This window comes from Marichromatium sp. AB31 (genome assembly GCF_003718685.1).
Lineage (GTDB): Bacteria > Pseudomonadota > Gammaproteobacteria > Chromatiales > Chromatiaceae > Marichromatium > Marichromatium gracile.
This window is the reverse complement of the sequence record NZ_RHFI01000002.1, coordinates 215,468-238,782: the sequence shown is the minus strand read 5'-3', so window position 1 is coordinate 238,782 and position 23,315 is coordinate 215,468. Positions and strand designations below refer to the sequence as shown.

Annotated in this window: 23 protein-coding genes; 11 read left to right on the top strand and 12 right to left on the bottom strand. The window is 68.6% G+C overall.

Annotated elements, in window-relative coordinates; genetic code table 11:
- The first annotated feature begins 9 nt into the window (after nucleotides 1-9).
- The 3 genes from hisC to EBL84_RS03380 are packed head-to-tail and all read left to right on the top strand — an operon-like array spanning nucleotide 10 to nucleotide 2,022.
- On the top strand, nucleotides 10-1,095 hold the full coding sequence (gene hisC, locus EBL84_RS03390) for a histidinol-phosphate transaminase (protein ID WP_123139523.1): 1,086 nt from the start codon (nucleotides 10-12) through the stop codon (nucleotides 1,093-1,095).
- Nucleotides 1,080-1,595 (top strand): CIA30 family protein, encoded by a 516-nt coding sequence (locus EBL84_RS03385; protein WP_123139522.1) that lies wholly within the window; start codon nucleotides 1,080-1,082, stop codon nucleotides 1,593-1,595. The genes hisC and EBL84_RS03385 overlap by 16 nt, the downstream gene beginning before the upstream one ends.
- Before the next feature lie 7 nt (nucleotides 1,596-1,602).
- A complete protein-coding gene (locus EBL84_RS03380) occupies nucleotides 1,603-2,022 on the top strand; it encodes a YqaA family protein (protein ID WP_123139521.1) in 420 nt (139 codons plus the stop codon).
- A 9-nt stretch (nucleotides 2,023-2,031) separates the two neighbouring features.
- Here the strand turns inward: EBL84_RS03380 and EBL84_RS03375 are convergent, their stop codons facing one another.
- From EBL84_RS03375 to EBL84_RS03350, 6 genes are all read right to left on the bottom strand, one after another.
- On the bottom strand, nucleotides 2,032-2,340 hold the full coding sequence (locus EBL84_RS03375; protein WP_123139520.1) for an AzlD domain-containing protein: 309 nt from the start codon (nucleotides 2,338-2,340) through the stop codon (nucleotides 2,032-2,034).
- Nucleotides 2,337-3,032 (bottom strand): AzlC family ABC transporter permease, encoded by a 696-nt coding sequence (locus EBL84_RS03370; protein WP_123139519.1) that lies wholly within the window; start codon nucleotides 3,030-3,032, stop codon nucleotides 2,337-2,339. The genes EBL84_RS03375 and EBL84_RS03370 overlap by 4 nt, the downstream gene beginning before the upstream one ends.
- Nucleotides 3,033-3,065: 33 nt before the next feature.
- Complete coding sequence (locus tag EBL84_RS17245; protein ID WP_223806947.1) at nucleotides 3,066-3,932, bottom strand: AraC family transcriptional regulator; 867 nt, start codon at nucleotides 3,930-3,932, stop codon at nucleotides 3,066-3,068.
- A gap of 666 nt (nucleotides 3,933-4,598) precedes the next feature.
- Nucleotides 4,599-4,841: a hypothetical protein gene (locus tag EBL84_RS03360; protein ID WP_123139517.1), complete on the bottom strand. Its 243-nt coding sequence runs from the start codon at nucleotides 4,839-4,841 to the stop codon at nucleotides 4,599-4,601.
- Nucleotides 4,842-4,896: 55 nt separating this feature from the next.
- Entirely contained in the window at nucleotides 4,897-7,416 is a 2,520-nt protein-coding gene (gene feoB, locus EBL84_RS03355) for a ferrous iron transport protein B (protein WP_123139516.1), read from the bottom strand.
- Entirely contained in the window at nucleotides 7,409-7,663 is a 255-nt protein-coding gene (locus tag EBL84_RS03350) for a FeoA domain-containing protein (RefSeq protein WP_123139515.1), read from the bottom strand. Before EBL84_RS03350 ends, feoB begins: the two co-directional genes overlap by 8 nt.
- A gap of 183 nt (nucleotides 7,664-7,846) precedes the next feature.
- Here EBL84_RS03350 and EBL84_RS03345 point away from each other — a divergent pair, with 183 nt between their 5' ends.
- Together EBL84_RS03345 and EBL84_RS03340 are read left to right on the top strand one after the other, a co-directional pair.
- On the top strand, nucleotides 7,847-8,164 hold the full coding sequence (locus EBL84_RS03345) for a hypothetical protein (RefSeq protein ID WP_123139514.1): 318 nt from the start codon (nucleotides 7,847-7,849) through the stop codon (nucleotides 8,162-8,164).
- 56 nt (nucleotides 8,165-8,220) lie between these two features.
- A complete protein-coding gene (locus EBL84_RS03340) occupies nucleotides 8,221-9,285 on the top strand; it encodes a DUF4198 domain-containing protein (RefSeq protein WP_200189292.1) in 1,065 nt (354 codons plus the stop codon).
- Between the two features lie 249 nt (nucleotides 9,286-9,534).
- On the opposite strand, the gene rho is transcribed toward EBL84_RS03340, so the two are convergent.
- The gene (rho, locus tag EBL84_RS03335) at nucleotides 9,535-10,791 is read right to left on the bottom strand and encodes a transcription termination factor Rho (RefSeq protein WP_005224458.1); all 1,257 of its coding nucleotides are present in this window, start codon (nucleotides 10,789-10,791) and stop codon (nucleotides 9,535-9,537) included.
- Between the two features lie 196 nt (nucleotides 10,792-10,987).
- Nucleotides 10,988-11,314: a thioredoxin TrxA gene (gene trxA, locus EBL84_RS03330; protein WP_062273231.1), complete on the bottom strand. Its 327-nt coding sequence runs from the start codon at nucleotides 11,312-11,314 to the stop codon at nucleotides 10,988-10,990.
- Between the two features lie 201 nt (nucleotides 11,315-11,515).
- On the opposite strand from trxA, the gene EBL84_RS03325 reads away from it, so the two are divergent.
- The gene (locus tag EBL84_RS03325) at nucleotides 11,516-13,117 is read left to right on the top strand and encodes a DEAD/DEAH box helicase (protein WP_123139512.1); all 1,602 of its coding nucleotides are present in this window, start codon (nucleotides 11,516-11,518) and stop codon (nucleotides 13,115-13,117) included.
- On the opposite strand, the gene yrfG is transcribed toward EBL84_RS03325, so the two are convergent.
- Nucleotides 13,078-13,797: a GMP/IMP nucleotidase gene (gene yrfG / locus EBL84_RS03320; protein WP_123139511.1), complete on the bottom strand. Its 720-nt coding sequence runs from the start codon at nucleotides 13,795-13,797 to the stop codon at nucleotides 13,078-13,080. The genes EBL84_RS03325 and yrfG overlap by 40 nt on opposite strands.
- 190 nt (nucleotides 13,798-13,987) lie before the next feature.
- Between yrfG and nudE the strand changes: the two genes are divergently transcribed.
- The 5 genes from nudE to EBL84_RS17515 all read left to right on the top strand — a co-directional run bounded on the left by nudE (nucleotide 13,988) and on the right by EBL84_RS17515 (nucleotide 21,277).
- Nucleotides 13,988-14,536, top strand: a complete 549-nt coding sequence (nudE, locus tag EBL84_RS03315; protein ID WP_123139510.1) for an ADP compounds hydrolase NudE — start codon at nucleotides 13,988-13,990, stop codon at nucleotides 14,534-14,536.
- Between the two features lie 44 nt (nucleotides 14,537-14,580).
- Complete coding sequence (locus tag EBL84_RS03310; protein WP_123139509.1) at nucleotides 14,581-15,594, top strand: thioredoxin fold domain-containing protein; 1,014 nt, start codon at nucleotides 14,581-14,583, stop codon at nucleotides 15,592-15,594.
- A gap of 170 nt (nucleotides 15,595-15,764) precedes the next feature.
- A complete protein-coding gene (gene pta, locus EBL84_RS03305; protein WP_123139508.1) occupies nucleotides 15,765-17,864 on the top strand; it encodes a phosphate acetyltransferase in 2,100 nt (699 codons plus the stop codon).
- On the top strand, nucleotides 17,861-19,075 hold the full coding sequence (locus EBL84_RS03300) for an acetate/propionate family kinase (RefSeq protein WP_123139507.1): 1,215 nt from the start codon (nucleotides 17,861-17,863) through the stop codon (nucleotides 19,073-19,075). Before pta ends, EBL84_RS03300 begins: the two co-directional genes overlap by 4 nt.
- Before the next feature lie 303 nt (nucleotides 19,076-19,378).
- A complete protein-coding gene (locus EBL84_RS17515) occupies nucleotides 19,379-21,277 on the top strand; it encodes an OmpA family protein (RefSeq protein ID WP_123139506.1) in 1,899 nt (632 codons plus the stop codon).
- 70 nt (nucleotides 21,278-21,347) lie between these two features.
- Here EBL84_RS17515 and yihA read toward each other — a convergent pair whose 3' ends face one another.
- From yihA to ppa, 3 genes are all read right to left on the bottom strand, one after another.
- Complete coding sequence (gene yihA / locus EBL84_RS03290) at nucleotides 21,348-21,962, bottom strand: ribosome biogenesis GTP-binding protein YihA/YsxC (RefSeq protein ID WP_123139505.1); 615 nt, start codon at nucleotides 21,960-21,962, stop codon at nucleotides 21,348-21,350.
- A 91-nt stretch (nucleotides 21,963-22,053) separates the two neighbouring features.
- Nucleotides 22,054-22,539 (bottom strand): cyclic pyranopterin monophosphate synthase MoaC, encoded by a 486-nt coding sequence (gene moaC / locus EBL84_RS03285; protein ID WP_123139504.1) that lies wholly within the window; start codon nucleotides 22,537-22,539, stop codon nucleotides 22,054-22,056.
- Nucleotides 22,540-22,594: 55 nt separating this feature from the next.
- On the bottom strand, nucleotides 22,595-23,143 hold the full coding sequence (gene ppa, locus EBL84_RS03280) for an inorganic diphosphatase (protein ID WP_005224447.1): 549 nt from the start codon (nucleotides 23,141-23,143) through the stop codon (nucleotides 22,595-22,597).
- Between the last annotated feature and the right edge of the window lie 172 nt (nucleotides 23,144-23,315).

Below are 23,315 nucleotides of genomic sequence, written 5' to 3'. Positions count from 1 at the left end.
TGGCGTGACATGACCACGGTGATCGATGCGTTGGTCCGCCCCGAGATCCAGGCCATACCGGCCTACCGGGTCGCGGCGGCGGACGGGATGATCAAGCTCGACGCGATGGAAAACCCCTACGGCTGGCCCGATGAGTTGAAGGCGGAATGGCTCGAGACCCTGCGCGGGCTCGATCTCAACCGCTACCCCGACCCCAATGGCGAGGCGCTGCACACGGCGCTGCGCGAGACCATGGGGATCGGCCCCGAGTTCGAGCTGTTGCTCGGCAACGGCTCGGACGAGCTCATCCAGATGCTGGCGATGACCGTCGGCGGCCCCGGACGGCGGCTGCTGTCGCTCGATCCGGGGTTCGTGATGTATCGCCAGATCGCCCAGTGCGCGGGCATGGAGTACGTCGGCGTGTCGCTGCGCGCCGACTTCGCCATCGACCTGCCGGCGGTGCTCGCAGCGATCGAGCGCGAGCGTCCGGCGCTGATCTTCCTCGCCTATCCCAACAACCCCACCGGCAACCGCTTCGACTCCGAGGACATGGTACGCATCATCGAGGCCGCCCCCGGCCTGGTGGTGGTCGACGAGGCCTATGCGCCCTTCACCGACACCAGCTTCCTCGGTCTGCTCGGCGACTGGCCCAACCTGCTGGTGATGCGCACCGTCTCGAAGATGGGGCTGGCGGGGCTGCGTCTGGGCTATCTGGTGGGGCCGCGTGACTGGCTGGCGCAGATCGACAAGACCCGGCTGCCCTACAACATCAACGTCCTCACCCAGGTCTCGGCGGTGTTCGCGCTGCGTCACAAGGCGCTGTTCGACGCCCAGACCTGGGCGATCCGTGAGGAGCGCGCGCGGCTGTTCGCGGCGCTCGCCGCGCTCGACGGTCTGCACCCCTATCCGAGCGAGGCCAACTTCATCCTCGTGCGTACCCCCAGGGGGCGCGCCGGTGGTCTGTTCTCGGCGCTGTGCGAGCGCGGCGTGCTGGTGAAGAACCTCGACGGCAGCGACCCGGCCCTCGCCGATTGTCTGCGCATCACCGTCGGCACCCCGGAGGAGAACGCGGTGCTCGTCGATGCGCTGCGGGTGGCCTTGTGCGCGAGCGGCTGATCGACGATTTCGGCGCCGCCGATGGCCGCTCGTGCCTCGGCACCCGCTGGCGGCTGGTCGCCGATCAGGTGATGGGCGGGCGCTCGCAGGGCGCGCACTGGTACGGCGAGGAGGACGGTCGGCGGGTGCTGTGCATGCGCGGCGCGGTGAGCCTGGCCGAGGGTGGCGGATTCCTCCAGCTGTTGCTGCCGCTCGCCGAGTCGGGGACCTTCGATGCCGGTGACTTCACCGGGCTGTGGCTGCGGGTGCGCGGCAACGGCGAGGATTACAACCTCCATCTCAAGAGCGACGCGCTGCACCACCCCTGGCAGTCCTATCGCGCGGGATTCACCGCGACCCCGGCGTGGCGCACCTGCCATCTGCCCTTCGCCGCGTTCAGGCCGCACCGTGTCGATCGCCCGCTCGACCCGCGTCGGCTGACCCGGCTGGGTGTGGTCGCCATCGGTCGCGCCTTCGAGGCTGAACTCTGTCTCGACGCCATCGGGCTCTATCGCGACTGATCCTGTCGTGATCGGTGGCTATCTGCTGCTCTTCGTCTCGGCCTTTCTCGCCGCGACCTTGCTGCCGGCCTCCTCCGAGGTCGCCCTCTACGCGCTGTTACAGGCCGGGGCCACGCCTTGGCTGCTGCTCCTCGTCGCCACCCTCGGCAACACCCTGGGGTCGTTGCTCAACTGGTGGCTGGGGCAGGCGCTGTTGCGCTTCCAGGATCGGCGCTGGTTCCACTTCACCCCGGCGCAGATCGCCGCCGCGCAGACACGCTTCGCCCGCTACGGGGTGTGGACCCTGTTGTTCGCCTGGGCGCCGCTGATCGGTGACGCCCTGACCCTGGTCGCCGGGGTGATGCGGGTACCGCTGCGGCTGTTCCTGCCGCTGGTCGCACTCGGCAAGGGTGCGCGCTATGCGCTGATCCTGTGGCTGGCGAGCTGAGCGCTGCCGCTACCACAGCCGCAACAGGAAATAGAGCGTCATGCTCAGGGTGACGGTGAGCAGCACCCGATGGGTGCGCCAGGCGAGCAGCGCGGCCAGGGTGGCGGCGGCGAGCTCGGGGAGGGCGAGGGCGAACCGGCCGGGCTCGCCATGGATGAACACCACCGGGCCCCAGATCGCGGTGAGCACCGCCGGGCCGGCATAGCGCAGCATGCCGCGCAGATGGCGGTTGAGCCGCAGCGGCAGCGCCGGTTCGAGGAACAGATAGCGGCTGGCGAAGATCACCAGGGTGAGGGCGAGCAGATCGAACAGGCTCATGGCGCCACCTGCTCGGTGACATAGCCCGCGCCCATCCCCGCCAGCGCGGCGAGCACCAGTCCGCCGGGGATCCCCAGATGGGCGGCGAGCACCGCCACCACCAGTGCGCTCAGCGCCGCGACCCACAGCGGCCGGTCGACCAGGTTGGGGACGACGATGGCGATGAAGGTCGCCGCCACCGCGAACTCCAGCCCCAGCCCCTCGATCCCGGGCAGGGTCTCGCCCATCACCACCCCGACCAGGGTCGCCAGATTCCACACCAGATAGAAGACCAGTCCGGCGCCGAGCATGTACCAGCGGTCGAAGGCGGGGGCGTCGTGACGGGTGCAGACGGCAAACAGCTCGTCGGTGAGGAGAAAGCCCAGCGGCAGTCGCCAGCGCAGCGGCAGCGTGCCGACCCGGTCGCGCAGGCTGAGGCCGTAGAGCAGGTGACGGGCGGTGATGAAGGCGGTGGCCAGCAACATGGCGGCGAGCGAGGCGCCGTCCTGGGCCATGCCGATCACCACCAGCTGGACCGCGCCGGCGAACAGGATCAGCGACAGTGCCTGACCCTCGAGCGGCGAGAGCCCGCTGCCGACGGCATAGGAGCCGGCGAGCAGTCCCCAGGGGACGACCGCCAGACAGAGTGGTGCGATCGCCACCGCGCCGCGCGCGAGACGTCTGCCGGGGTGAGGGAGCGGTGCTGCGTTCATGCGGTTTCTAGTGCTGTTGTGGAGCGTTCGAGCCTAGCGCTCGCGGGGGCGCGGCGTCTTGTACGTTCTTGCGCGGTACTGGGCGAGATATTGCCCCGGGGTGATGCCGCGGGCGCGCTTGAAGTGACGGTGCAGATGGCTCTGGTCGTGGAAGCCGGCGGCGCAGGCCGCCGCGCCGATCGTCGCGCCTTGGCGCAGCAACGCGGCGGCCCGTCTGAGCCGGGCCTGGACCTGATAGGCGTGCGGAGGCAGGCCGTAGCGACGATGGAAGGCGCGCACCAGATGTGCCGGGCTGCAGCCGGCGAGTCGCGCCAGCGCGGCGAGCGGGATCTCCTCCTCGGGGGCCTGTTCGAGCCGGTCGCGGACCAGCGCGAGACGGGGGTTGGCGCCCGGCTCGCCGGGTGCGGCGTGCATCCCGGCGTGATCGCGCATCAGTCGTGCGAGGGTGTCGTGGAGCGCGGTGTCGCGCGCGAGCCGGCTCGCGGGTCGATCGAGCAGGGTGAAGAGTGTGCGCAGACGGTGCGCCAGGGCCGGGTCGTGCACCACCGGCGAGCGGAACCAGGGGGCGCGACGACCGGGCTGGCCGAGTACGCGCCAGACCTGCTCGAACTGCTCGGGGGTGGGGTAGAGCGCGCGATAGGCCCAGCCGCCGCTGCTCGCGGCCTGTCCGGTGTGGATGGTGTCGGCGTTGACGAGGATGAGGCTGTCGGTCGGGGCGAGATGGTTGGCGCCGGCGTTGAAGAAGCCCTGGGTGCCGCGCTCGATCAGCGCGATGCTGTAGCCGGCATGGGCATGGCGCGAGAAACGCTGGTGGACATAGCGCGCGCTCAGCCACTCGAGACCGCCGAGGACGTCGCTGACGTGGAAGCGCACGCGTTCGTCGTGGTCTTGCAGGGACATGGGTTGCTGGTGGCGGAGCACTGCTCGTCGGGTTGCTCGGAGGGCGCGCGCGGATCCTGGCCGGTCGGTGGGGAGACGCACGGTGGGCGGCGTGTGTCGCAGTGTAGCAGCGCCAGTCGATGTCTGCGGTAGTGGGGGTCGAGTTCGCTCCAGGCGATACGGCCGTTGCGCCCGCTGGCCTTGACCCAGTCGAGGGCGTCGTCGGCGCGCTTGACGATCTCCTGAGGGGCGCGCGGTGGTGCGAACTGGGTCTGCGCCTGACACTCGCCGACACACGGTGTCACCGATGCTGTCGATGACCCTGAGCCGGGGGGCGCCATCGAGCCCGATCGGGTCGCGGTGCAGGCGTTCGCGCAGTCGCGCCAGCCGCGCGCGGGCCTGCTCGGGCGAGATGCGGTGGAGGATCTGCGCGAACTCCTCGCCGCCGATCCGCGCCAGCACATCGCAGTCGCGGCTCGCGGCGCGGCGGATCCCGGCGAGCTGCGCGAGCATCCGGTCGTGGCCGCCGACGGGACGCAGGACGTCCGTCGGCGGCCGGATTGCCCGGCAGGGCGCCGACCTGAGCGCGTGGGACGCGGGCGAGGTCGCGATCGATGGTGCGGCGGCCATCGTGGTGGATGAGGCCGGGGCCCTCGCTGGCGGTGTCGCTCATCCTTGGAAGGGCGCTCAGCGACGGCCCTGGCCGATGCGCGGTGGTGTCACCCGGGGCGGCGCGGCGGTGGCGCAGCCGCCACCCTTGCCCTTGCCCGAGCAGCCGCCGCAGCGACCGCGGTTGGCCCACAGGGTGCGGTAGAGATAGTAGAGCGCGGCGCCGAGCGCGATCAGCGGGATGAGGATGTCGGCCCAGCCGAGCGCATTGCCGGCGGCGACCACCGTCGCGGCGCTGCTGTCGGTTGCGGTCTCTTGCATGCGGTGCTCCGTGGTCTGCGAATGGGGGCGGCCGGGGCGCTGCCCCGGCCCCCGGTCAGCCGTGTTCGGGTGCGGTGGTCAGGGCGACGGGGCGTCTCCGGCCCGGCCCGGTGAACAACCCGAGCAGCAACAGCAGCGCGAGCGCGCCGAAGTAGGTCCAGCTCATCATCTCGATCCCCGAGGAGCCGGTGGCGACGCCGATGCTGTAGACCGCGCTGGCCACACCGAGCCCGAGCAGGGTGGGGAAGACGATCGAGAACAGCATCCACTTGTAGGAGCCGGTCTGGACCTTGACCATCACCGTGGTGGCGAGACAGGGCGGGTAGAGCGCGAAGAACAGGATCACCGCCACCGCGGTGAGTGCGGTGGCGCCGCCGGCGCGGGTCTCCTCGCCCATGCGTTGCTCGAGCGTGGCGTTCTGGTCCTCGTCCTGCTGGAACAGCACCCCGAGGGTGGCGACGCTGCTCTCGCGCGCGGCGAAGGAGGAGAGCAGGGCGACGTTGATCTTCCAGTCGAAGCCGGCGAACCGGGTCACCGGCTCCATGCCGCGCCCGATGATGCCGAGGATCGAGCTGGTGATGCGCTCCTCGCGCATCTCGCGGCGCAGCGACTTGCGCGCCGAGCTGAGCTTGCGCAACTCGCGACTGGCCTGACGGGCGTCACGATCGCCCTTGGGCGGTGCGACCAGCGGGAAGTAGTCGGGGTTGCGGCGCTCGAAGCGTGCCTTGACCGCGCGTGAGCCCTCGGCCCCGGAGGCGTTGAGCTTGGCGCGCTTGTAGTCGTTGTAATAGTTGAGCAGCGGGGTGATGTGCTCGGCGGTGGCGACCCAGTCATAGGCGTTGCCCGCCATCGCCTGCTCGAAGCTGCTCACCGCCGCGCGACCGCGCTCCTCGAAGTCGGCCATGCGGGCGTCGGAGAGTCCGGGCAGGTGCAGCAGGGTGAAGACCACCACCGCCACCGCGATGACGATGGTGCCGACCTTCTTGATGTAGAGCCAGGTGCGATCGATGGCGCGCCGCAGCACGCCGCCGAGGGTCGGCAGGTGATAGGCCGGCAGCTCCATGACGAAGGGCGAGGTCTCCTCGCCGCGCAGCACGGTGCGGGTGAGCAGCTTGGCCACCAGCAGCGCGAAGATGATGGTCATGGTCGAGATGTAGAACATCATCAGCGCCTTGTGCTCGACGAAGAAGATCCCGAGCAGCAGGGTGTAGAGCGGCACCTTGGCCAGACAGTTCATGAAGGGCACGGTGAGGATGGTGGCCATCCGTGCGCGATTGTCGGGGATGCCCTTGGTGGCCATCACCCCGGGCACCGCACAGCCGCCGGCGAACACCCCGGCGAGGATGAAGGGCAGGGTACTCTGGCCGTGCAGCCCGAAGCGGTGCAGCACCTTGTCGAGGATGAAGGCGATGCGCGCCATGTAGCCCGAGTCCTCGAGCACCGCGATCAGCGCGAAGAGGATGAGGAAGATCGGCACATAGTTGAGCAGGGTGTTGGCCGAGTCGACCAGCCACAGCCCGAGCGCGCGGGTGTAGGGATCGACCAGGAAGCCGGCATCGGGCAGCACCCCGGCGACCAGCTCGCGCATCCCGGCGAGCAGCGGCCAGGTGTAGTTGGTCAGCTCGTAGCCCCAGACGATCGCCACCTGATAGATCAGGAACACGGTGAGCACCAGGAAGGCCGGCGCGGCGAGACGGTTGAGCACCACGCGGTCGATGCGCTCGGTGAGGGTGGTGCGCGGACGGTCCTCGCGCCGTTCGACCACGCCCGTGAGCAGTTGTCCGACGGTCTGGTCGCGACAGGCCGCGAGGTGGTCGGCGACGTCGAGTCGCGCCTGGGTCTCGAAGTCGCCGCGCCGGCGCGCCGCCTCCTGGAGCAGGGCCTCGGCCTGTGGTGCGGGCAGGCGCTCGCGCAGCTGCCGCTGCGCCTGGGCGTCGTCCTCGAGCAGCTTGAGCGCGAGCCAGCGCGCGGGCACGGCGGCCAGCTCCGGGGTGGTGGTCGCGTGCTCGACGAGTGCGCCGATCGCCGGCTCCAGCTCGCCGTAGTCGACCGCGGCGGCGGTCTTGCGGTGATCGCACGCGCGCGCGCGAATCGCCGCGCGCAGCGCCTCGCGTCCCTCGGAGCGGCGCCCGACGGTGGGGATCACCGGGACGTCGAGTCGTGCGGCGAGGCGCTGCGGGTCGATCTCCAGCCCGCGCCCGGCGGCGACGTCCATCATGTTCAGCGCCAGCACCAGCGGCAGCTCCATCTCCTGGAGCTGCAGGGTGAGGTGCAGCGAACGGCGCAGGTTGGAGCCGTCGACCACGTTGACGACGACGTCCGGGCGCTCCTGGATGAGGAAGTCGCGCGCCACCCGCTCCTCCAGTGAGAAGGAGGTCAGGCTGTAGGTGCCGGGCAGGTCGACGATGCGTACCCGGCCCTCGGTGTCGCCGTACTGGCCGTACTTCTTGTCGACCGTCACCCCGGGGTAGTTGGCGACGTGCTGGCGCGCCCCGGTGAGGGCGTTGAACAGGGTCGACTTGCCGGCGTTCTGCTGGCCGGCGAGGGCGACCAGCAGGTCTCTGCGCTCAGTCATCGTCGCCGACCTCGATGGTGGCTGCCTCCTGACGGCGCAGGGTGACGTTGGTCGCCTCCAGCTTCAGTTCGATGGGGTCGTTCAGTGGCGCGCTGCGCACCAGCACCACCTCGACGTTCGGCATCAGTCCCAGGTCCATGAGGCGCTGGCGTACGGCGCCGCGCGCATGGTGACGACGGATGCGCGCGCGGTGACCGGGGCGCATGTCGTTGAGGGTGCGGTGGGGGTGGTTCGGTCGGTTCGGCATGGCGGGGCCTTGAGCAGTACGAGCGGGCTGAGGGCGGAATTCTAGACTTATTGATGCTTTGGCGCAAATGATAAAGATTAGCGTTTGCGTGATTATGCCCTCTTGGGGTAAGGTCTCTCGCGCCCCGAAATCGACCGGGATGCCGATCCCGGCGACGACGAAAATCGCAATCTGGAGAGTTCGATGCGCAAGATCCTGCCGCCACTGACGCTGCTCGCAGCCACCCTGGCCGCCACCCCGGCCCTGGCCCACACGCCGCTGTGCTCCTGCTACGACAACGGTGACGGCACCGTCTTCTGCGAGGGCGGCTTCTCCGACGGCTCCTCGGCCTCCGGCGTGGCGATCCGCGTGCTCGACGCCAGCGGCAGCGCCGTCATCGAGGGCGCGATGACCGAGGACAGCGAGTTCGAGTTCGACAAGCCCGATGGCGAGTACAAGGTGGTGTTCGACGCCGGTCCCGGTCACGAGATCGAGATCGACGGCGAGGACATCGTCGAGTAAGGGCCAGCCGCGCTGGCCGCAATACCCCGCTTTCTGACACCGGAACCCTAGCCACGATGATGAAGACCCCTCTCGCACTCCTCGCCTCGGCCGCCGCGCTCGGTCTCGGCACCGGCGCCGCCCAGGCGCACTTCCAGCTGCTCTACACCCCCGAGACCATGCTCGAGTCGCCGGCCGAGGTCGATCTCAAGCTGGTGTTCGGGCACCCGATGGAGAACGGCCACGCCATGGACATGGGCGAGCCGCTCGATTTCTTCGTCCAGTTCAAGGACCAGCGCATCGACCTCAAGGACGCGCTGCAGCCGATCACCTGGCAGGGCGCCCACAACCAGGCCAAGGCCTATCAGGCGACCTACAAGGTCCGGCGCAACGGTGACTATGTGTTCGCGCTGGTACCCGCGCCCTATTACGAGGGTAGCGAGGACATCTATATCCAGCAGATCACCAAGTCCTATCTGAACAAGGGCGCGATGCCCACCAACTGGAGCGAGCCGCTCGGCCTGCCCACCGAGATCGTGCCGCTGAACAAGCCCTATCAGGTGTTTGCCGGCGGCACCTTCACCGGTCAGCTGCTCGCCGAGGGCCAGCCGGTGGCCGGCGCCGAGTGCGAGATCGAGTACATCAACACCGAGATCGACATGACCGCCAACGCCTTCGGCGAGGACACCCTGGGCACGGTGCCGGCGACCGCGATCGTCGCCATCACCGATAGCGACGGGCGCTTCACCTTCGGCATCCCGACGCCCGGGGTGTGGGGCTTCGCCTGTCTCGGCAGTGGCCCGGAGAAGGCGCACGAGGGCAAGGAGCTGTCGCAGGATGCGGTGATCTGGGTCGAGGCGCGTCCCCTGGAGGTCGGTGCGCCGGTCGTCGAGGCGGGGGTGAGCGAGCAGGCCGAGGCGGGTGACGCCGAGACCTTCGATCGCGAACTGAGCCTCGAGCAGCGGCGTGATGTGCAGGCCGCGCTGCGCGGGCTCGGGGTCTACGGCGGTGGTGTCGACGGTCGCTTCGGGCCGCAGACGCGCGAGGCGCTGAAGGTCTTCCAGCGGGTGCGCGAGCTGCCCGTCAATGGTCTGGTCGATGCCGAGGTGCTCGATGTGCTGAGCCGACTCGGCGCCAACTGAGTCGTTTCGCCGGACGCGCGGGAGCGGGTTCGGCGGGCATCTCCATCGCCCCGGTTCGGCCTCGTGCCGGGCCGGGGCGATGTCTTTTCGGGATCCGTGCCCTGACGACCGTCCGTGCGGCATGTCCGGTGACGGGGCGGGGGGAGAGACGGGGGCGGTGCGGGGTGTTGCGGACGTGCGGCGATGGCGGGGCCGATGGCGCGACGGTGACGCCGCGCGCCTGGCGTGTTCGGGGCGAGCTGCGGTCGTTCAGCCCTTCATCGAGGAGAAGAACTCGTCGTTGGTCTTGGTCGCCTTGAGTTTGTCGAAGAGGAACTCCATGGCCGCCAGTTCGTCCATCGGGTGCAGGATCTTGCGCAGGATCCACATCTTCTGCAGTTCCGCCGGGCCCATCAGCAACTCCTCGCGGCGGGTGCCGGAGCGGTTGATGTTGATCGCCGGGAAGATGCGACGCTCGGCGATACGGCGATCCATGTGGATCTCCATGTTGCCGGTGCCCTTGAACTCCTCGTAGATCACGTCGTCCATGCGCGAGCCGGTGTCGACCAGCGCGGTGGCGATGATGGTGAGGCTGCCGCCTTCCTCGACGTTGCGCGCGGCGCCGAAGAAGCGCTTGGGACGCTGCAGCGCGTTGGCGTCGACGCCGCCGGTGAGCACCTTGCCCGAGGAGGGCACCACGGTGTTGTAGGCGCGCGCCAGGCGGGTGATGGAGTCGAGCAGGATGACCACGTCCTTCTTGTGCTCGACCAGACGCTTGGCCTTCTCGATCACCATCTCGGCGACCTGGACGTGACGCGTGGCCGGCTCGTCGAAGGTCGAGGAGATGACCTCGCCGCGCACCGAGCGGGCCATCTCGGTGACCTCTTCCGGACGCTCGTCGATGAGCAGCACGATCAGGTAGCAGTCGGGGTGGTTGTGACCGATCGACTGGGCGATGTTCTGCAGCATCATGGTCTTACCGGCCTTGGGCGGCGAGACGATGAGGCCGCGCTGACCCTTGCCGATGGGGGCGACCAGGTCGATGGTGCGGGCGGTGATGTCCTCGGTGCTGCCGTTGCCGACCTCGAGGGTGAGCCGCTCCTGGGCGAACAGCGGGGTGAAGTTCTCGAACAGGATCTTCGACTTGGCGTTCTCGGGGCGATCGAAGTTGATGTCCGAGACCTTGAGCAGGGCGAAGTAGCGCTCGCCGTCCTTGGGCGGACGGATCTTGCCCGAGATGGTGTCGCCGGTGCGCAGCGCGAAGCGCCGGATCTGGCTGGGCGAGACGTAGATGTCGTCGGGGCCGGCGAGATAGGAGGCGTCGGCCGAGCGCAGGAACCCGAATCCGTCCTGCAGGATCTCGAGCACGCCGTCGCCGTAGATGTCCTCGCCACGCTTGGCCTGTGCCTTGAGGATGGCGAAGATCAGGTCCTGCTTGCGAGAGCGTCCGACACCCTCGATGTCCATCGATTGGGCAAGGGCAACCAGCTCGGGTACAGGCGTCTTCTTGAGTTCGGTTAGATTCATCACGGTTATCGTTAAAGACAGAGGTCGTGGCTGGTGGGCAGCGCCCCGCGAGAAGGATCGGTGTCGCGAGAGGATGCGGCTGCAGGACAGCAGCCCACCGGAGAGGGGGCGTCCGGGCGGACGCCCCGTGGAAATTAGAAAGTCGATCGCCTCAAACGCGCGGGTGCCTCGCCGCGCGCTGGTTGGTTGCCGGGTGTCAGAGGTTGCTGTCGATGAAAGCGGTCAGCTGCGACTTGGAGACGGCGCCCACCTTGGTCGCCTCGACCTCGCCATCCTTGAACAGCATCAGCGTGGGGATGCCGCGGATGCCGTAACGGGGAGGGGTGTTGGGGTTGTCGTCGATGTTGAGCTTGGCGACCTTGAGGTCCTTGCCGTACTCGCTTGCGATCTCATCGAGGACCGGGGCAATCATCTTGCACGGACCGCACCAGTCGGCCCAGTAGTCTACGAGCACCGGCTTGGAGGATTTCAGCACCTCTTCCTCGAAGGTGTCATCGGTCACGTGGACGATGCTGTCGCTCACTGGAGTCGTCTCCCGTTGAATTCGTGTGGTGAAGGGCGTGAGAACTCGCCGTTGAGGCGTCGCGCGGGTCGGCTGTGGAGCGGGCGGGCGAATTGGCGTTGATATGGGCCCTTGGGTAAGATGCTATTTGATCCAAAGCGAAGAGAATTTGCAAGCCTTGCCCGTCCGCGAGGTCTGTAGCTCAGGGATACCCGAAACGTCATGACAGACACACACCTCTCCCAGACGCGCCTCGACTCGCTGGCGCTTGATCCGCGGATCCTCGCGGGTCTCGCCGAGACCGGTTTCACCCACTGTACACCGATCCAGGCCGAGACCCTGCCGATCGCCCTGGAGGGGCATGACATCGCCGGTCAGGCACAGACCGGCACCGGCAAGACCGCAGCCTTCCTGCTCGCGACCATGCAGCGGCTGCTCGGCCACCCCGCCGAGCCGCGCGATGCCGCCGACACCATCTGTCGACCGCGGGCGCTGATCCTCGCCCCGACCCGCGAGCTGGCGGTGCAGATCCACAAGGACGCGCTCGCCCTCGGCGCCCACACCGGGTTGCGTCTGGGGCTGGCCTATGGCGGCACCGGCTATCAGAAACAGCGCGATGAGCTGGCCGCAGGTGTCGACATCCTCATCGGCACCCCGGGACGGCTGATCGACTACTTCAAGCAGCGGGTGTTCGACCTGCGCGGCATCGAAGTGGTGGTGCTCGACGAGGCCGATCGCATGTTCGACCTCGGTTTCATCAAGGACATCCGCTTCCTGCTGCGGCGGATGCCGCCGCCCGAGTCGCGTCAGGGGCTGCTGTTCTCGGCCACGCTCTCCTACCGGGTCACCGAGCTCGCCTATGAGCACATGAACCAGCCGCGCCTGATCAAGATCGAGACCGAGCAGGTCACCGCCGATCGGGTGCGCCAGTGCTGCTACATGACCGCCAACGAGGAGAAGATCCCGCTGCTGGTCGGGTTGGCGCGCGGCTGGCTCGAGGGCGATGCGCGGATCATGGTCTTCGTCAACACCAAGCGCGAGGCCGATCGCGTCTGGGGTTATCTGCAGGGCAACGGCATCAACACCGCCGTGCTCTCCGGCGACGTGCCGCAGAAACAGCGGTTGCGCCTGCTGCGCGAGTTCACCGAGGGTTCGCTGCCGGTGCTGGTCGGTACCGACGTGGCCGCGCGCGGGCTGCACATCCCCGACGTCACCCACGTGGTCAACTTCGACCTGCCCGAGGACCCGGAGGACTATGTCCATCGCGTCGGGCGCACCGCGCGCGCCGGCGCCGCGGGCGATGCCGTGGGCTTCGTCTGCGAGACCTATGCCTTCTGTCTGCCCGACATCGAGGCCTATATCGACGCCAAGATCACCGTCGAGCCGGTCGATCCGGGCCTGCTCGCCGAGGTCGATCCCGGCAGCCGCTTGCGTCCCGAGCGCGCGCGTCGCGATGGGCATCGTTCCGGCGAGCGTGGTGAGCGCGGCCATGGCGAACGCGATGGGCGCAGACGCAGCGCGCGACCGAGATCGGCCGAGCCGGTCGCGGAGAGCGAAGGCTCGACCCGTGACGCCTCGACCGAGTCGTCCGCGCAGCCGCCGCGCCCGCGTCGACGGCGTTCGACCAAGGTCTCGGACGCCCCGGCCTCCTGTGCCCTCACCGATCCCGCCACCGATCCCGCCCCCCAGCCCCCCACCGAGACCGATGCCAGCCAGGCCGAGGCCCCGCGCAAGAGGCGTCGGCGGCGTCGGCGCAAGCCCTCAACCAGTCAGGAAACAGGCGTTCAGTCGCCCAAGCCCGAGGAGATCGAGCCGGTCGACTGAGCCGCGTCCAGTCCGGGGATCAGCTGTCCGAAGTCGGTGATGGTGGCGAAGCCCTCGACGCGGCGCGGCGCGGCGCGTGAATCGGGCGCGCCGACGGCGAGCAGCCAGCCGAAGCCGTAGTCGTGGGCCGCGCGCAGCACCTGCGGGTTGTCGTCGACGAACAGGGTGCGCGTCGGGTCGAAGGGCTCGATGGTCTGCACCCGCGACCAGAATCCCGGTGTCTCCTTGACCGCGCCGAGGTCATGGGCGCAGATGATGTGCTCGAAATGACCGGCGAGACGGGTGCGTTCGAGCTTGAGCGCGAGCGCGCGCTGGTGGGCGTTGGTCACCAGCACCCGGCGTCTGCCGCGCGCGCCGAGCAGCTCGAGGAACTCGACCACCCGCGGGTGGACCGCGATCAGGTGCTCGACCTCGCGCTTGAGCAGGGCGACGTCGAAGCCGAGCTCGCGGCTCCAGTGATCGAGACAGTACCAATCGATGGTGCCGGCGAGATCGTGATAGCGGGCGTGCAGCTCGGCCCTGGCCGTCGCCACCGGGATGCCGCGCGCCTCGGCGTAGCGCCGGGGCATGTGTTCGAGCCAGAAGTGGTTGTCGAAGTGCAGGTCCAACAGGGTGCCGTCCATGTCGAGGAAGACGGTGTCGATCCGCGTCCAGTCGATGTCGATGGGCTCTGGGGTCATGTGCTGCGCCGGAGGTTGGTTGCGAGTGGGTGACCGCTGCCTTGGGTCGGGGCCGGTGGGGCAGAGGATGCCCGATGCCCGGGCGCGACGCCAACCCGCCGCGCCCCGGCGGCCTTCGGTTATGGTGGTTTCGAGCCGCGTGCCCGGTGTCGGGCCGCCGCGGCGCTCTCATCCCTGCAAGGAGTCCCTGATGCGGTCCAAACCCAAGATCCTCGACCGTCGCGTGGTCGCCGAGAGTCGACTGTTCCGGGTCGAGCAGATCGATCTGGAGTTCGCCAACGGCGCGCGGCGTACCTATGAGCGGGTGCCCGGCAGCGGCAACGACTCGGTGATGATCGTGCCGATGCTCGATGCCGAGACGGTGTTGCTGATCCGCGAGTACGGCGCCGGCAGCGAACGTTACGAACTCGGTCTGCCCAAGGGGGTGGTGGAGCCCGACGAGCATCCACTCGCTGCCGCCAACCGTGAACTCCAGGAAGAAGTCGGGCATGGGGCGCGGACGCTGCGCATCATCGATCGGGTCTCGCTGGTGCCCGGCTATATCGCCCATCGCAGCCTGATCGTGCTTGCCCAGGACCTCTATCCGAGTCGCCTGCCGGGCGACGAGCCCGAGGAGATCGAGGTGGTCCCCTGGCGCCTCGACGCGCTCGATGCGCTGCTCGCGCGCGAGGACTTTGACGAGGCCCGTGCCATCGCCGCGCTCTTTCTCGCGCAGCGCGCGCTCGCCGCCGGGGGCTGAGCGGCGCGCCGTCACCGCTGGGGTCGATATCGGGAGGGATCCGCATGACCATCATTCGAGTATGGCTGGCCGCTGCTCTGCTGGGGGTGACGATCGCCGCGGTGGCAGAGGAGGGCGGTGGGGCCTTCGACGATCGCCCGCGCGCGACCCTGCTCGAACACCCCGATTGGTTCACCGAGACCCTGTTCGATCTTCCCGATGATCTGGCCAGGGCGGTGGCGGCGGGCAAGCGCGGGCTGATGGTCTATGTCGGCCAGCGCCGCTGCGCCTATTGTCATCTGCTGATGGACGAGGTGTTCGGCCAGGCCGACATCCGCGACTACACCCGGCGTCATTTCGACGTCGTCGCACTCGATGCCTGGGGCGTGGCCGAGGTCACCGCCATCGACGGCGCGGTGCTCAGCGAGCGGGCGCTGGCGCTGCGCGAGCAGGCCGACTTCACCCCGACGATCCTGTTCTATGACGCCGCGGGACGACTGGCGCTGCGGCTGCGCGGTTACTACCCGCCCTATCAGTTTCGCGCCGCGCTCGAATACGTCGCCGACGCCCACTATCGAGACGAGTCCTTCCGCGACTATCTCGCCCGTGGCGACAATCGTCTGGTGTTCGAGCTCGACGCGCTCAACGAGGCCGATTTCTTCCAGCCGCCGCCGCACAACCTCGATCGTCGCTTCCCTGCCGAACGGCCCCTGGCGGTCTTCTTCGAGCGCGGCGAGTGTCATGCCTGCGACGTGCTCCACGGCCAGGTGTTGCGCGGGACCGGGCTGGATGCGTCTTTCACCCGGATCGACGCGGTACAGCTCGACATGGATGCCCCCACCCCGGTGATCACCCCGGACGGTCGGCGTGTCCGTGCGCGTGACTGGGCCGCCGAGCTGGGCCTGTTCTATGCGCCGTCCGTGCTGTTCTTCGACGAGCGTGGTCGTGAGCTGCTGCGGGTCGACTCGGTGGCGAGCTTCTATCGGCTCGGGCGGGTGCTCGAATACATCGACAGCCGCGCCTATCGCGACCTTCCCTATGGTCGCTGGCGGGCGCGCGTGGAGACGCCCGGAGAGTGAAATCGACCGTTTCGTGTACAGTGCTAGTGTTGGGAAAATCAGGGAGTCCGGCGCTACGTCATTGAAATAGCGCGATCCCGGCATGGTTATTATCTGTTATTTTTCCGCGTCGCTGTTTTTGACGGTCTGACGATCGCGCACGATCGTCATGCCCCGTAAGAGGAAGAATAATGCAAAGCGTCTATATCGCCGGCGCCGGACGCGGTAGCGGCAAGTCCGTGGTCGTGCTCGGCTTCATGGAGATGCTCTCGTCGGTCAAGCAGAAGGTCGGGTTCTTCCGGCCGTTCGCCCCCCGGGGCGCGACCGAGGACAACCTGACCGCGCTGATCCGTAGCCGTTACGATCTGCCGTTCCCGCCCGAGATGCTTTACGGCTGTACGGTCGAGACCGCCCGTCAGCTGATCGGCAGTGGCCGCTACGACGAGCTGCTGAAGCTGATCCTCAACAAGTTCAAGATGCTCGAGGAGCGCTGCGACCTGGTGGTCTGCGCCGGGACCGACTACAACGGTCTGATCCCCTCGCTCGAGCTCAGCTTCAACGCCGACCTGGCGAGTCACTTCGGCTGCGGTCTGGTGGCGGTGGTCAAGGGCTTCGGCCGCACCCCGCAGGAGGCGCAGGATGCGTTGCACATCGCTCACGAACTGATGCGCGAGCGTGGCGGCGACTTCCTGGTGAGCATCGTCAACGGCGTCGAGCCCGAGTGCGTGGAGACGGTCAAGGACCGTGCCCGCGACCTGCTCACCGACAAGGAGAACGTTTGCGTCATCCCCGAGGATGCCGAGCTCGGCATGCCGACGGTGGGCGAGGTCTGTCAGGCGCTCGGCGCCGAGCGTCTCTACGGCGACGATGACGCGATGAACCAGGTGGTGTCGAGCTACAAGATCGCCGCCATGGCGGTGCCCGACTTCCTCGGCTATGTCGAGGACGGCAGCCTGATCATCACCCCGGGTGATCGCGCCGACATCATCCTCGCCAGTCTCGCCGCCGACGCCTCGGCCGCCTTCCCGCGGGTGGCCGGGCTGCTGCTCACCGGCGGCATCGAACCCTCGGACAAGGTGCGTCAGCTCATCGAGGGGCTGCGTCGCACCAAGGTCGCCATCCTCCAGGTGCCGACCGACACCTTCACCACGGCGATGAACCTGCACGGTATCGAGTCGACCATCCTCCCCGGCGATGCGCGCAAGATCGCCGCCGCGCTGGGGCTGTTCGAGGCGCACGTCGACGTCGACGACCTGCGCACCCGGCTCACCGGGCGGCGTTCCGAGCGGGTCACCCCGCTGATGTTCGAGTACGAGCTGATCCAGCGCGCCAAGGCGCGGCGCCAGCGCATCGTGCTGCCCGAGGGCAACGACGAGCGGGTGCTGCGCGCCGCCGAGATCCTGATGCTGCGCCAGGTCGCCGACCTCACCCTGCTCGGCAACCCCGACGAGATCCATCGCACCATCGGCGAGCTCGGACTCAAGCTCGAGGGGATCCGCATCCTCGACCCGGCCACGGCGCCGGAGCGCGAGCGCTATGCCAAGGCCTACTACGAGCTGCGCCGGCACAAGGGCATCTCCGAGCAGATGGCGCTCGACGTGCTCGAGGACGTCAGCTACTTCGGTACCATGATGGTGCACGTGGGCGACGCCGACGGCATGGTCTCGGGCGCGGTGCACACCACCCAGCACACCATCCGCCCGGCCTTCGAGACGGTCAAGACCAAGCCCGGCGTCGAGCTGGTCTCGAGCGTGTTCTTCATGTGCCTGCCCGACCGGGTGCTGGTCTACGGCGACTGTGCGGTCAACCCCAACCCGACCGCCGAGCAGCTCGCCGAGATCGCCGTGACCTCGGCCGAGACCGCCGCGGCCTTCGGCCTCGAGCCGCGCGTGGCGATGCTCTCCTATTCGAGCGGCAGCTCGGGCAAGGGCGAGGACGTCGAGCGGGTGCGCGAGGCCGCGCGGCTCGCCCGCGAGCGTCGTCCGGATCTCAAGATCGAGGGTCCGATCCAGTACGACGCCGCCGTCGACGTCAACGTGGCGCGCTCGAAGATGCCCGACAGCGAGGTCGCCGGACATGCCACCGTGCTGGTGTTCCCCGACCTCAACACCGGCAACAATACCTACAAGGCGGTGCAGCGCAGCGCCGGGGCGGTGGCCATCGGGCCGGTGCTCCAGGGGCTCAACAAGCCGGTCAACGACCTCAGCCGCGGCTGTACCGTGACCGACATCATCAACACCGTCGCCATCACCGCCATCCAGGCGCAGACCGAACAGGAGATCCAGGCATGAAGGTGCTGGTCCTCAACTCGGGGAGTTCCTCGATCAAATATCAGCTCTTCCGCAGCGAAGACTGGACCGCCATCGCCTCGGGCATGGTCGCGCGTATCGGCGAGACCGAGGGCGAGATGCGTCTCGAATGGCTCGACGCCGATGGGGTGATGCAGCGCGATCAGAACGATCTCGCCGTGCCCTCGCACCAGGAAGGCATCGACTTCATCGTCGAGACGCTGCAGTCGCACGGCGTGCTCGGCGACGTCTCCGAACTCAGCGCCATCGGCCATCGGGTGGTCCACGGCGGGCCGCACTTCAAGCACCCGGTGATCGTCGACGCCGATGTCCTCGCCGAGCTCCACGAGGTGATCCCGCTCGCGCCGCTGCACAACCCCGGTCATCTGGCCGGGATCGAGGTCGCGCGCAAGCACTTCCCGAGCGTCCCTTCGGTGGTGGTGTTCGACACCGCATTCCACCAGACCATGCCGCCGACGGCCTATCGCTACGCGATCCCGGAGTATCTCTACACCGAGCACCGCATCCGTCGCTACGGCTTCCACGGCACCTCGCACCACTATGTCGCCAAGCGCGCCGCCGAGCTGCTCGGCAAGCCGCTCGAGCAGTGCAACCTGATCACCATGCATCTCGGTAACGGCGCCAGCGCCAGCGCCATCCGCAACGGCCGCTGTGTCGACACCTCGATGGGGCTGACCCCGCTCGAGGGGCTGGTGATGGGCACGCGCTGCGGTGACATGGATCCGGCGGTGCCGATCTATCTGAGCAAGCACCTCGGGCTCAACGCCGAGGCGATCGACCACATGCTCAATCGTCAGAGCGGGCTGCTCGGCATCTGCGGCGTCAACGACATGCGCGAGGTGGTGCGCCTGGCCGAGCGCGGCAACGAGCGTGCCGAGCTGGCGCTGGGGATGATGACCCATCGGTTGAAGAAGTACATCGGCGCCTATTACGCCGAGCTCGGCGCGGTCGACGCCATCGTCTTCACCGGCGGGATCGGCGAGAACTCCGCCGAGGTCCGAGCCGGCGCCTGCGCCGGTCTCGAGGCGCTGGGCATCGAGCTCGACGCCACGGCCAACGCCGGTCGCGCCGATGAGGCCGGACTGCGTATCAGCACCGCCGAGAGCCGGGTGCAGCTGTGGGTGATCCCCACCAACGAGGAGCTGGAGATCGCCCAGCAGACCCTGGCCACGGTGGAGCGCAAGCGGCGCTGAACCTCGACGGGATCGTCAGCCGCCAGCGCTTGGCCGGTGGCGGCTGGCGCTGTCCTCTCGATCAGGCGTACAAGACATGAACGGCGCGCCGGGCGAGGCCCGCGCGCCGTTCATGTTTTACGCAGGTCACGGGCTGCCGGTTGGGGAGTGAGCGGACGCGCGCTGTCATGCTGCTGATCCGTCGGATGTGCGGCCTGTCGGTTAAATGCGAGATAATCGGTCATTCAACCGTGGTCCGCTTGGGGTTTCCCGTCGGCCACGCACGAGAACAACGACCGAACGAGCCACCCCAAGGAGGTGACGATGTCCGATACCAGCTCCACGTTCTGGAGACCGGTTGCGCTGTTCCTGCTGGTCGCCCTGATCGGCGTCTATCTGCTCTACGAGTGGTATGACGACCGGCTCTATGAACAGCTCGACAGCCAGGAGAGCGCGCTCGCCCAGGCCGAGCGCAATGCCCGCCAGCTCGATGCCCGGCTCGCCGATGCCGAGTCGCGCCGTGAGCTGCTGGCCGCCGAGCTCGATCGGCTGGGCGCCGAGCACGCGGAGCAGCTGAGTGAGCTCGAGCAGCGACTCGCCGCGCTGCTCGGCGAGAAGCAGGGCCTGGAGGAGCGCTACCAGACGTTGCTCGAGCGCCATCAGGCGATGGAGGTCGATCTCGACTCCGAGCGTGCCCAGGCGAGCGGTGCCTATGCCGAGCTCGAGGCGCGCTATCAGCAGGCCGAGGAGACCATCGCCGCGCTGCGTGACGATCTCTCCCGGGTCCATGAGACGATCGCCGCCACCGCGGCCGAGCATCGTGCCCACATCGAGACCCTGGAGCGTCATCTCAACGAGCGCATCCATCTCTCCACCACCACCCCGATGGATGCCGAGCTGCTGCGTCTGGCGCAGAACCTCGGGGTCGTGCCCTCGGAGGCCGATCGTCAGGCCATCGCCGAGCTCAAGACCAAGCTCGAACTGCTGCAGGAGGACTATGCCGCCGCCCGCGCCAAGTACGAGGTCGACTGCGCCCATCTGCGCCAGGCGCTGGAGCAGGCCGAGGCCAAGGCCGAGGCGCGCGGCGCCGAGCTCGAGCAGCTCAAGATCGCCTACGACGAGGCGCTGGCGGCGCTCGAGACACGTCCCGCCGAGGCCGGCGAGGCCGTGGCCGAGCTCGCCGAACTGAACCGGACCCTGGTCGCGCGCGAGGCGCGGATCAGCGAGTTGGAAGCGCGGCTGGTGGCGGTCGGTCAGCAGCGGGTCGAGGCCGAGGCCGCGCTCGCCGAGCGTCCGAGCGCAGCGCAGCTTGCCGAGCTCGAACGCGCGCTCGGCGAGGCGCGGGCCCGCATCGAGGGACTGGAGACCGAGGCGGCGGCCGCCGCCGAGGGGGCCGATGCCAGTGCCGCGCTGCGCGAGCAGCTGGCCGCGCGCGAGGCGCGGATCGCCGAGCTGGGGGCCGCGCTCGCCGAGCTGGAGGCCGGGCATCAGGCGCTGAGTGCCGAACTCGATGCCCGTCCCACCGCGGCGCGGGTGAGCGAGCTCGAGCAGGCCCTCGCCGCGGCGCAGGCGCGGATCGCCGAGCTGGAGGACGAGCTGGCGGCCTTCGCCGCCGGTGCCGATGCCGATGCCGGTCTGCGCGAGCGGCTGGCGGCGCGCGAGGCGCGGATCTCCGAGCTGGAGTCGCAGCTCGCCGCGCAGCAGGCACGGCTGGCCGAGGCCGATGCCGCGCTCGCCGAGCAGGCCGACGACGCCGAGGTTGAGGGGCGGGTCGAGGCGCTGAGCGCGGCGCTCGCCGCCGAGCGCGCCGAGACCGCTCGGGTGCGCGCGCTCTACCAACGCCTGGCCGAGCTGGGGGCGAGCTACACCGAGCAGGGGATGCGGCTGCGGCTGGCCAACGACACCCTGCGCTTCCCCTCGGGGGCGGCGACCCTGCCCGCCGGCGAGCTGCCGGTGCTCGATGGTATCGTCGCGCTGCTCGCCGACAATCCGGGGCTGACCCTGCGGATCGTCGGTCATACCGACAGCGCCGGCAGCGATGCGATCAACCTGGAACTCTCGCGCCAGCGCGCCGAGGCGGTGCGCCAGGGACTGATCGAGCGTGGGCTGGAGGCCGCGCGGGTCGAGGCCGAGGGTATCGGCGAGGCCGAGCCGATCGCCAGCAACGCCACCGCGAGCGGTCGCGCCAGCAACCGCCGGGTCGAGATCTATGTGATCGAGTGACCCGCAGGCGACGTCCGTTGCGACGTCGCCGGGCACGCGCCCGGTCGTTCCGGGCGCCTGTCCTCCCGCCTCAGTCGGTGAGTTCCTCGCCGACCGCCAGCCGGGCATCGAGCCAGGCGTGCACGTCCTCGACGCCCTGTCGTTCGAGCGAGGAGAAGCGCTGTACCGTGATCAGGTCGCCGGCCTCGCGCAGCTCCCTGGCCACCGCCAGTTCGGCGGCGCGTGCCGCGCCCTTGCGGTACTTGTCGGCCTTGGTCAGCAGCAGCAACAGCGGCAGCTCCGCTTCCTGCCCCCAGGCGATCATCTGCCGGTCGAAGGCCGAGAGCGGATGACGGATGTCCATCACCACCACCAGCCCGGCGAGCGCGCGTCGCTCGATCAGGTAGGTGGCCAGATGTTGCTGCCACTGGCGCTTGATCGACTCGGCGACCTTGGCGTAGCCGTAGCCCGGCAGGTCGACCAGACGGCGCTGCTCGTCGAGCTCGAAGAACACCAGGTGCTGGGTACGGCCCGGGGTCTTGCTGGTGCGCGCCAGCGCCTTCTGGTGACAGAGGGTGTTGATGGCACTCGATTTGCCGGCGTTGGAGCGACCGGCGAAGGCGACCTCGCGACCGCTGTCGGTCGGGGCCTGATCGATCCTCGGGACCGAGGTGAGAAAGTGGGCGCGTTGATAGAAGGGATTCATGGAGTGTGCGTGCTGGATTGGTCGCTGTGTGGGCGAGGGGAATGGCGTCTGGCGCCGGGATGGGTAGGGATGCCTGAGTGGCGGGGCGGCGTCAAGCCTCGACGGGGCGCTGCCAGTGTCCGGAGCGGCCGCCGTGCTTCTCGATCAGGCGCACCTGCTCGATGATCATGCCGCGATCGCTCGCCTTGCACATGTCATAGATGGTGAGCAGCGCGACCTGGACGGCGCACAGCGCCTCCATCTCGACGCCGGTGGGACCGGTGGTCTCGACCCGGGCGCTGCACTCGATGGTGCTGGTCTCGGCGTCGGGGGTGAAGGCGATCTCCACCCGCGAGAGCGCGAGCGGATGACAGAGCGGGATCAGATCGGCGGTGCGCTTGGCGCCCATGATGGCGGCGATGCGCGCCACGCCGAGCACGTCGCCCTTGCCGGCGCCGCCCTGACGGATGCGCTCGAGGGTTGCGGGGTGCATGCGAATGCGGCCCGCGGCGAGTGCGCCGCGCCGGGTCGAGGGCTTGTCGCCGACATCGACCATGCGCGCCGCGCCCTGGTCGTCGAAATGGGTGAGATCGTCCATCGGCGGGGCTCCGTCGGTCGGGGCGCCGCCCGCCCAGGGGCGGGCGGGACGCGGATCAGAAGGCCGGCTTCTCCGGGGCCTCGTCGAACATGCGCACGCTCTCCATGATCTCCTGGCGCGCCTCCTCGCGGCCGAACCAGCCGTCGACACGGACCCATTTGCCTTCGTCGAGATCCTTGTAGTGCTCGAAGAAGTGGGCGATCTGGTCGAGCAGGTGCTCGGGCATGTCGCGGAAGTTGGTGATGTGACGATAGCCCTTGTAGAGCTTGTCGATCGGCAGCGCCAACACCTTGGCGTCGTCGCCCGACTCGTCGGTCATCTTCAGCACGCCGATCGGGCGGCACTTGATCACCGAGCCGCACAGCAGCGGATAGGGCGTGGCCACCAGCACGTCGACCGGGTCGCCGTCGGCCGACAGGGTGTGGGGGACATAGCCGTAGTTGCAGGGATAGTACATCGCCGTCGACATGAAGCGGTCGACGAACATCGCGCCGGTGTCCTTGTCCATCTCGTACTTCACCGGCTCGGAGCGGGCCGGGATCTCGATGATGACGTTGATTTCGTTGGGGACGTTGTCGCCCCTGGAGACTTTCTTCAGATCCATGTAAGTACTCTGATGGTTGCGAGGGGTGGTTGTCGCGGCGCGCACGCAGGCCCGGGGGGCGGTCGATCCCCCGACGCACACGCGCGACGGAAAGCGACGGATTGTAGACGATCCCCGTGACGGAATCCCAATCGCGGGCGGTTTCGGTGGGTTTCAGCGGTCAGCCATCAGC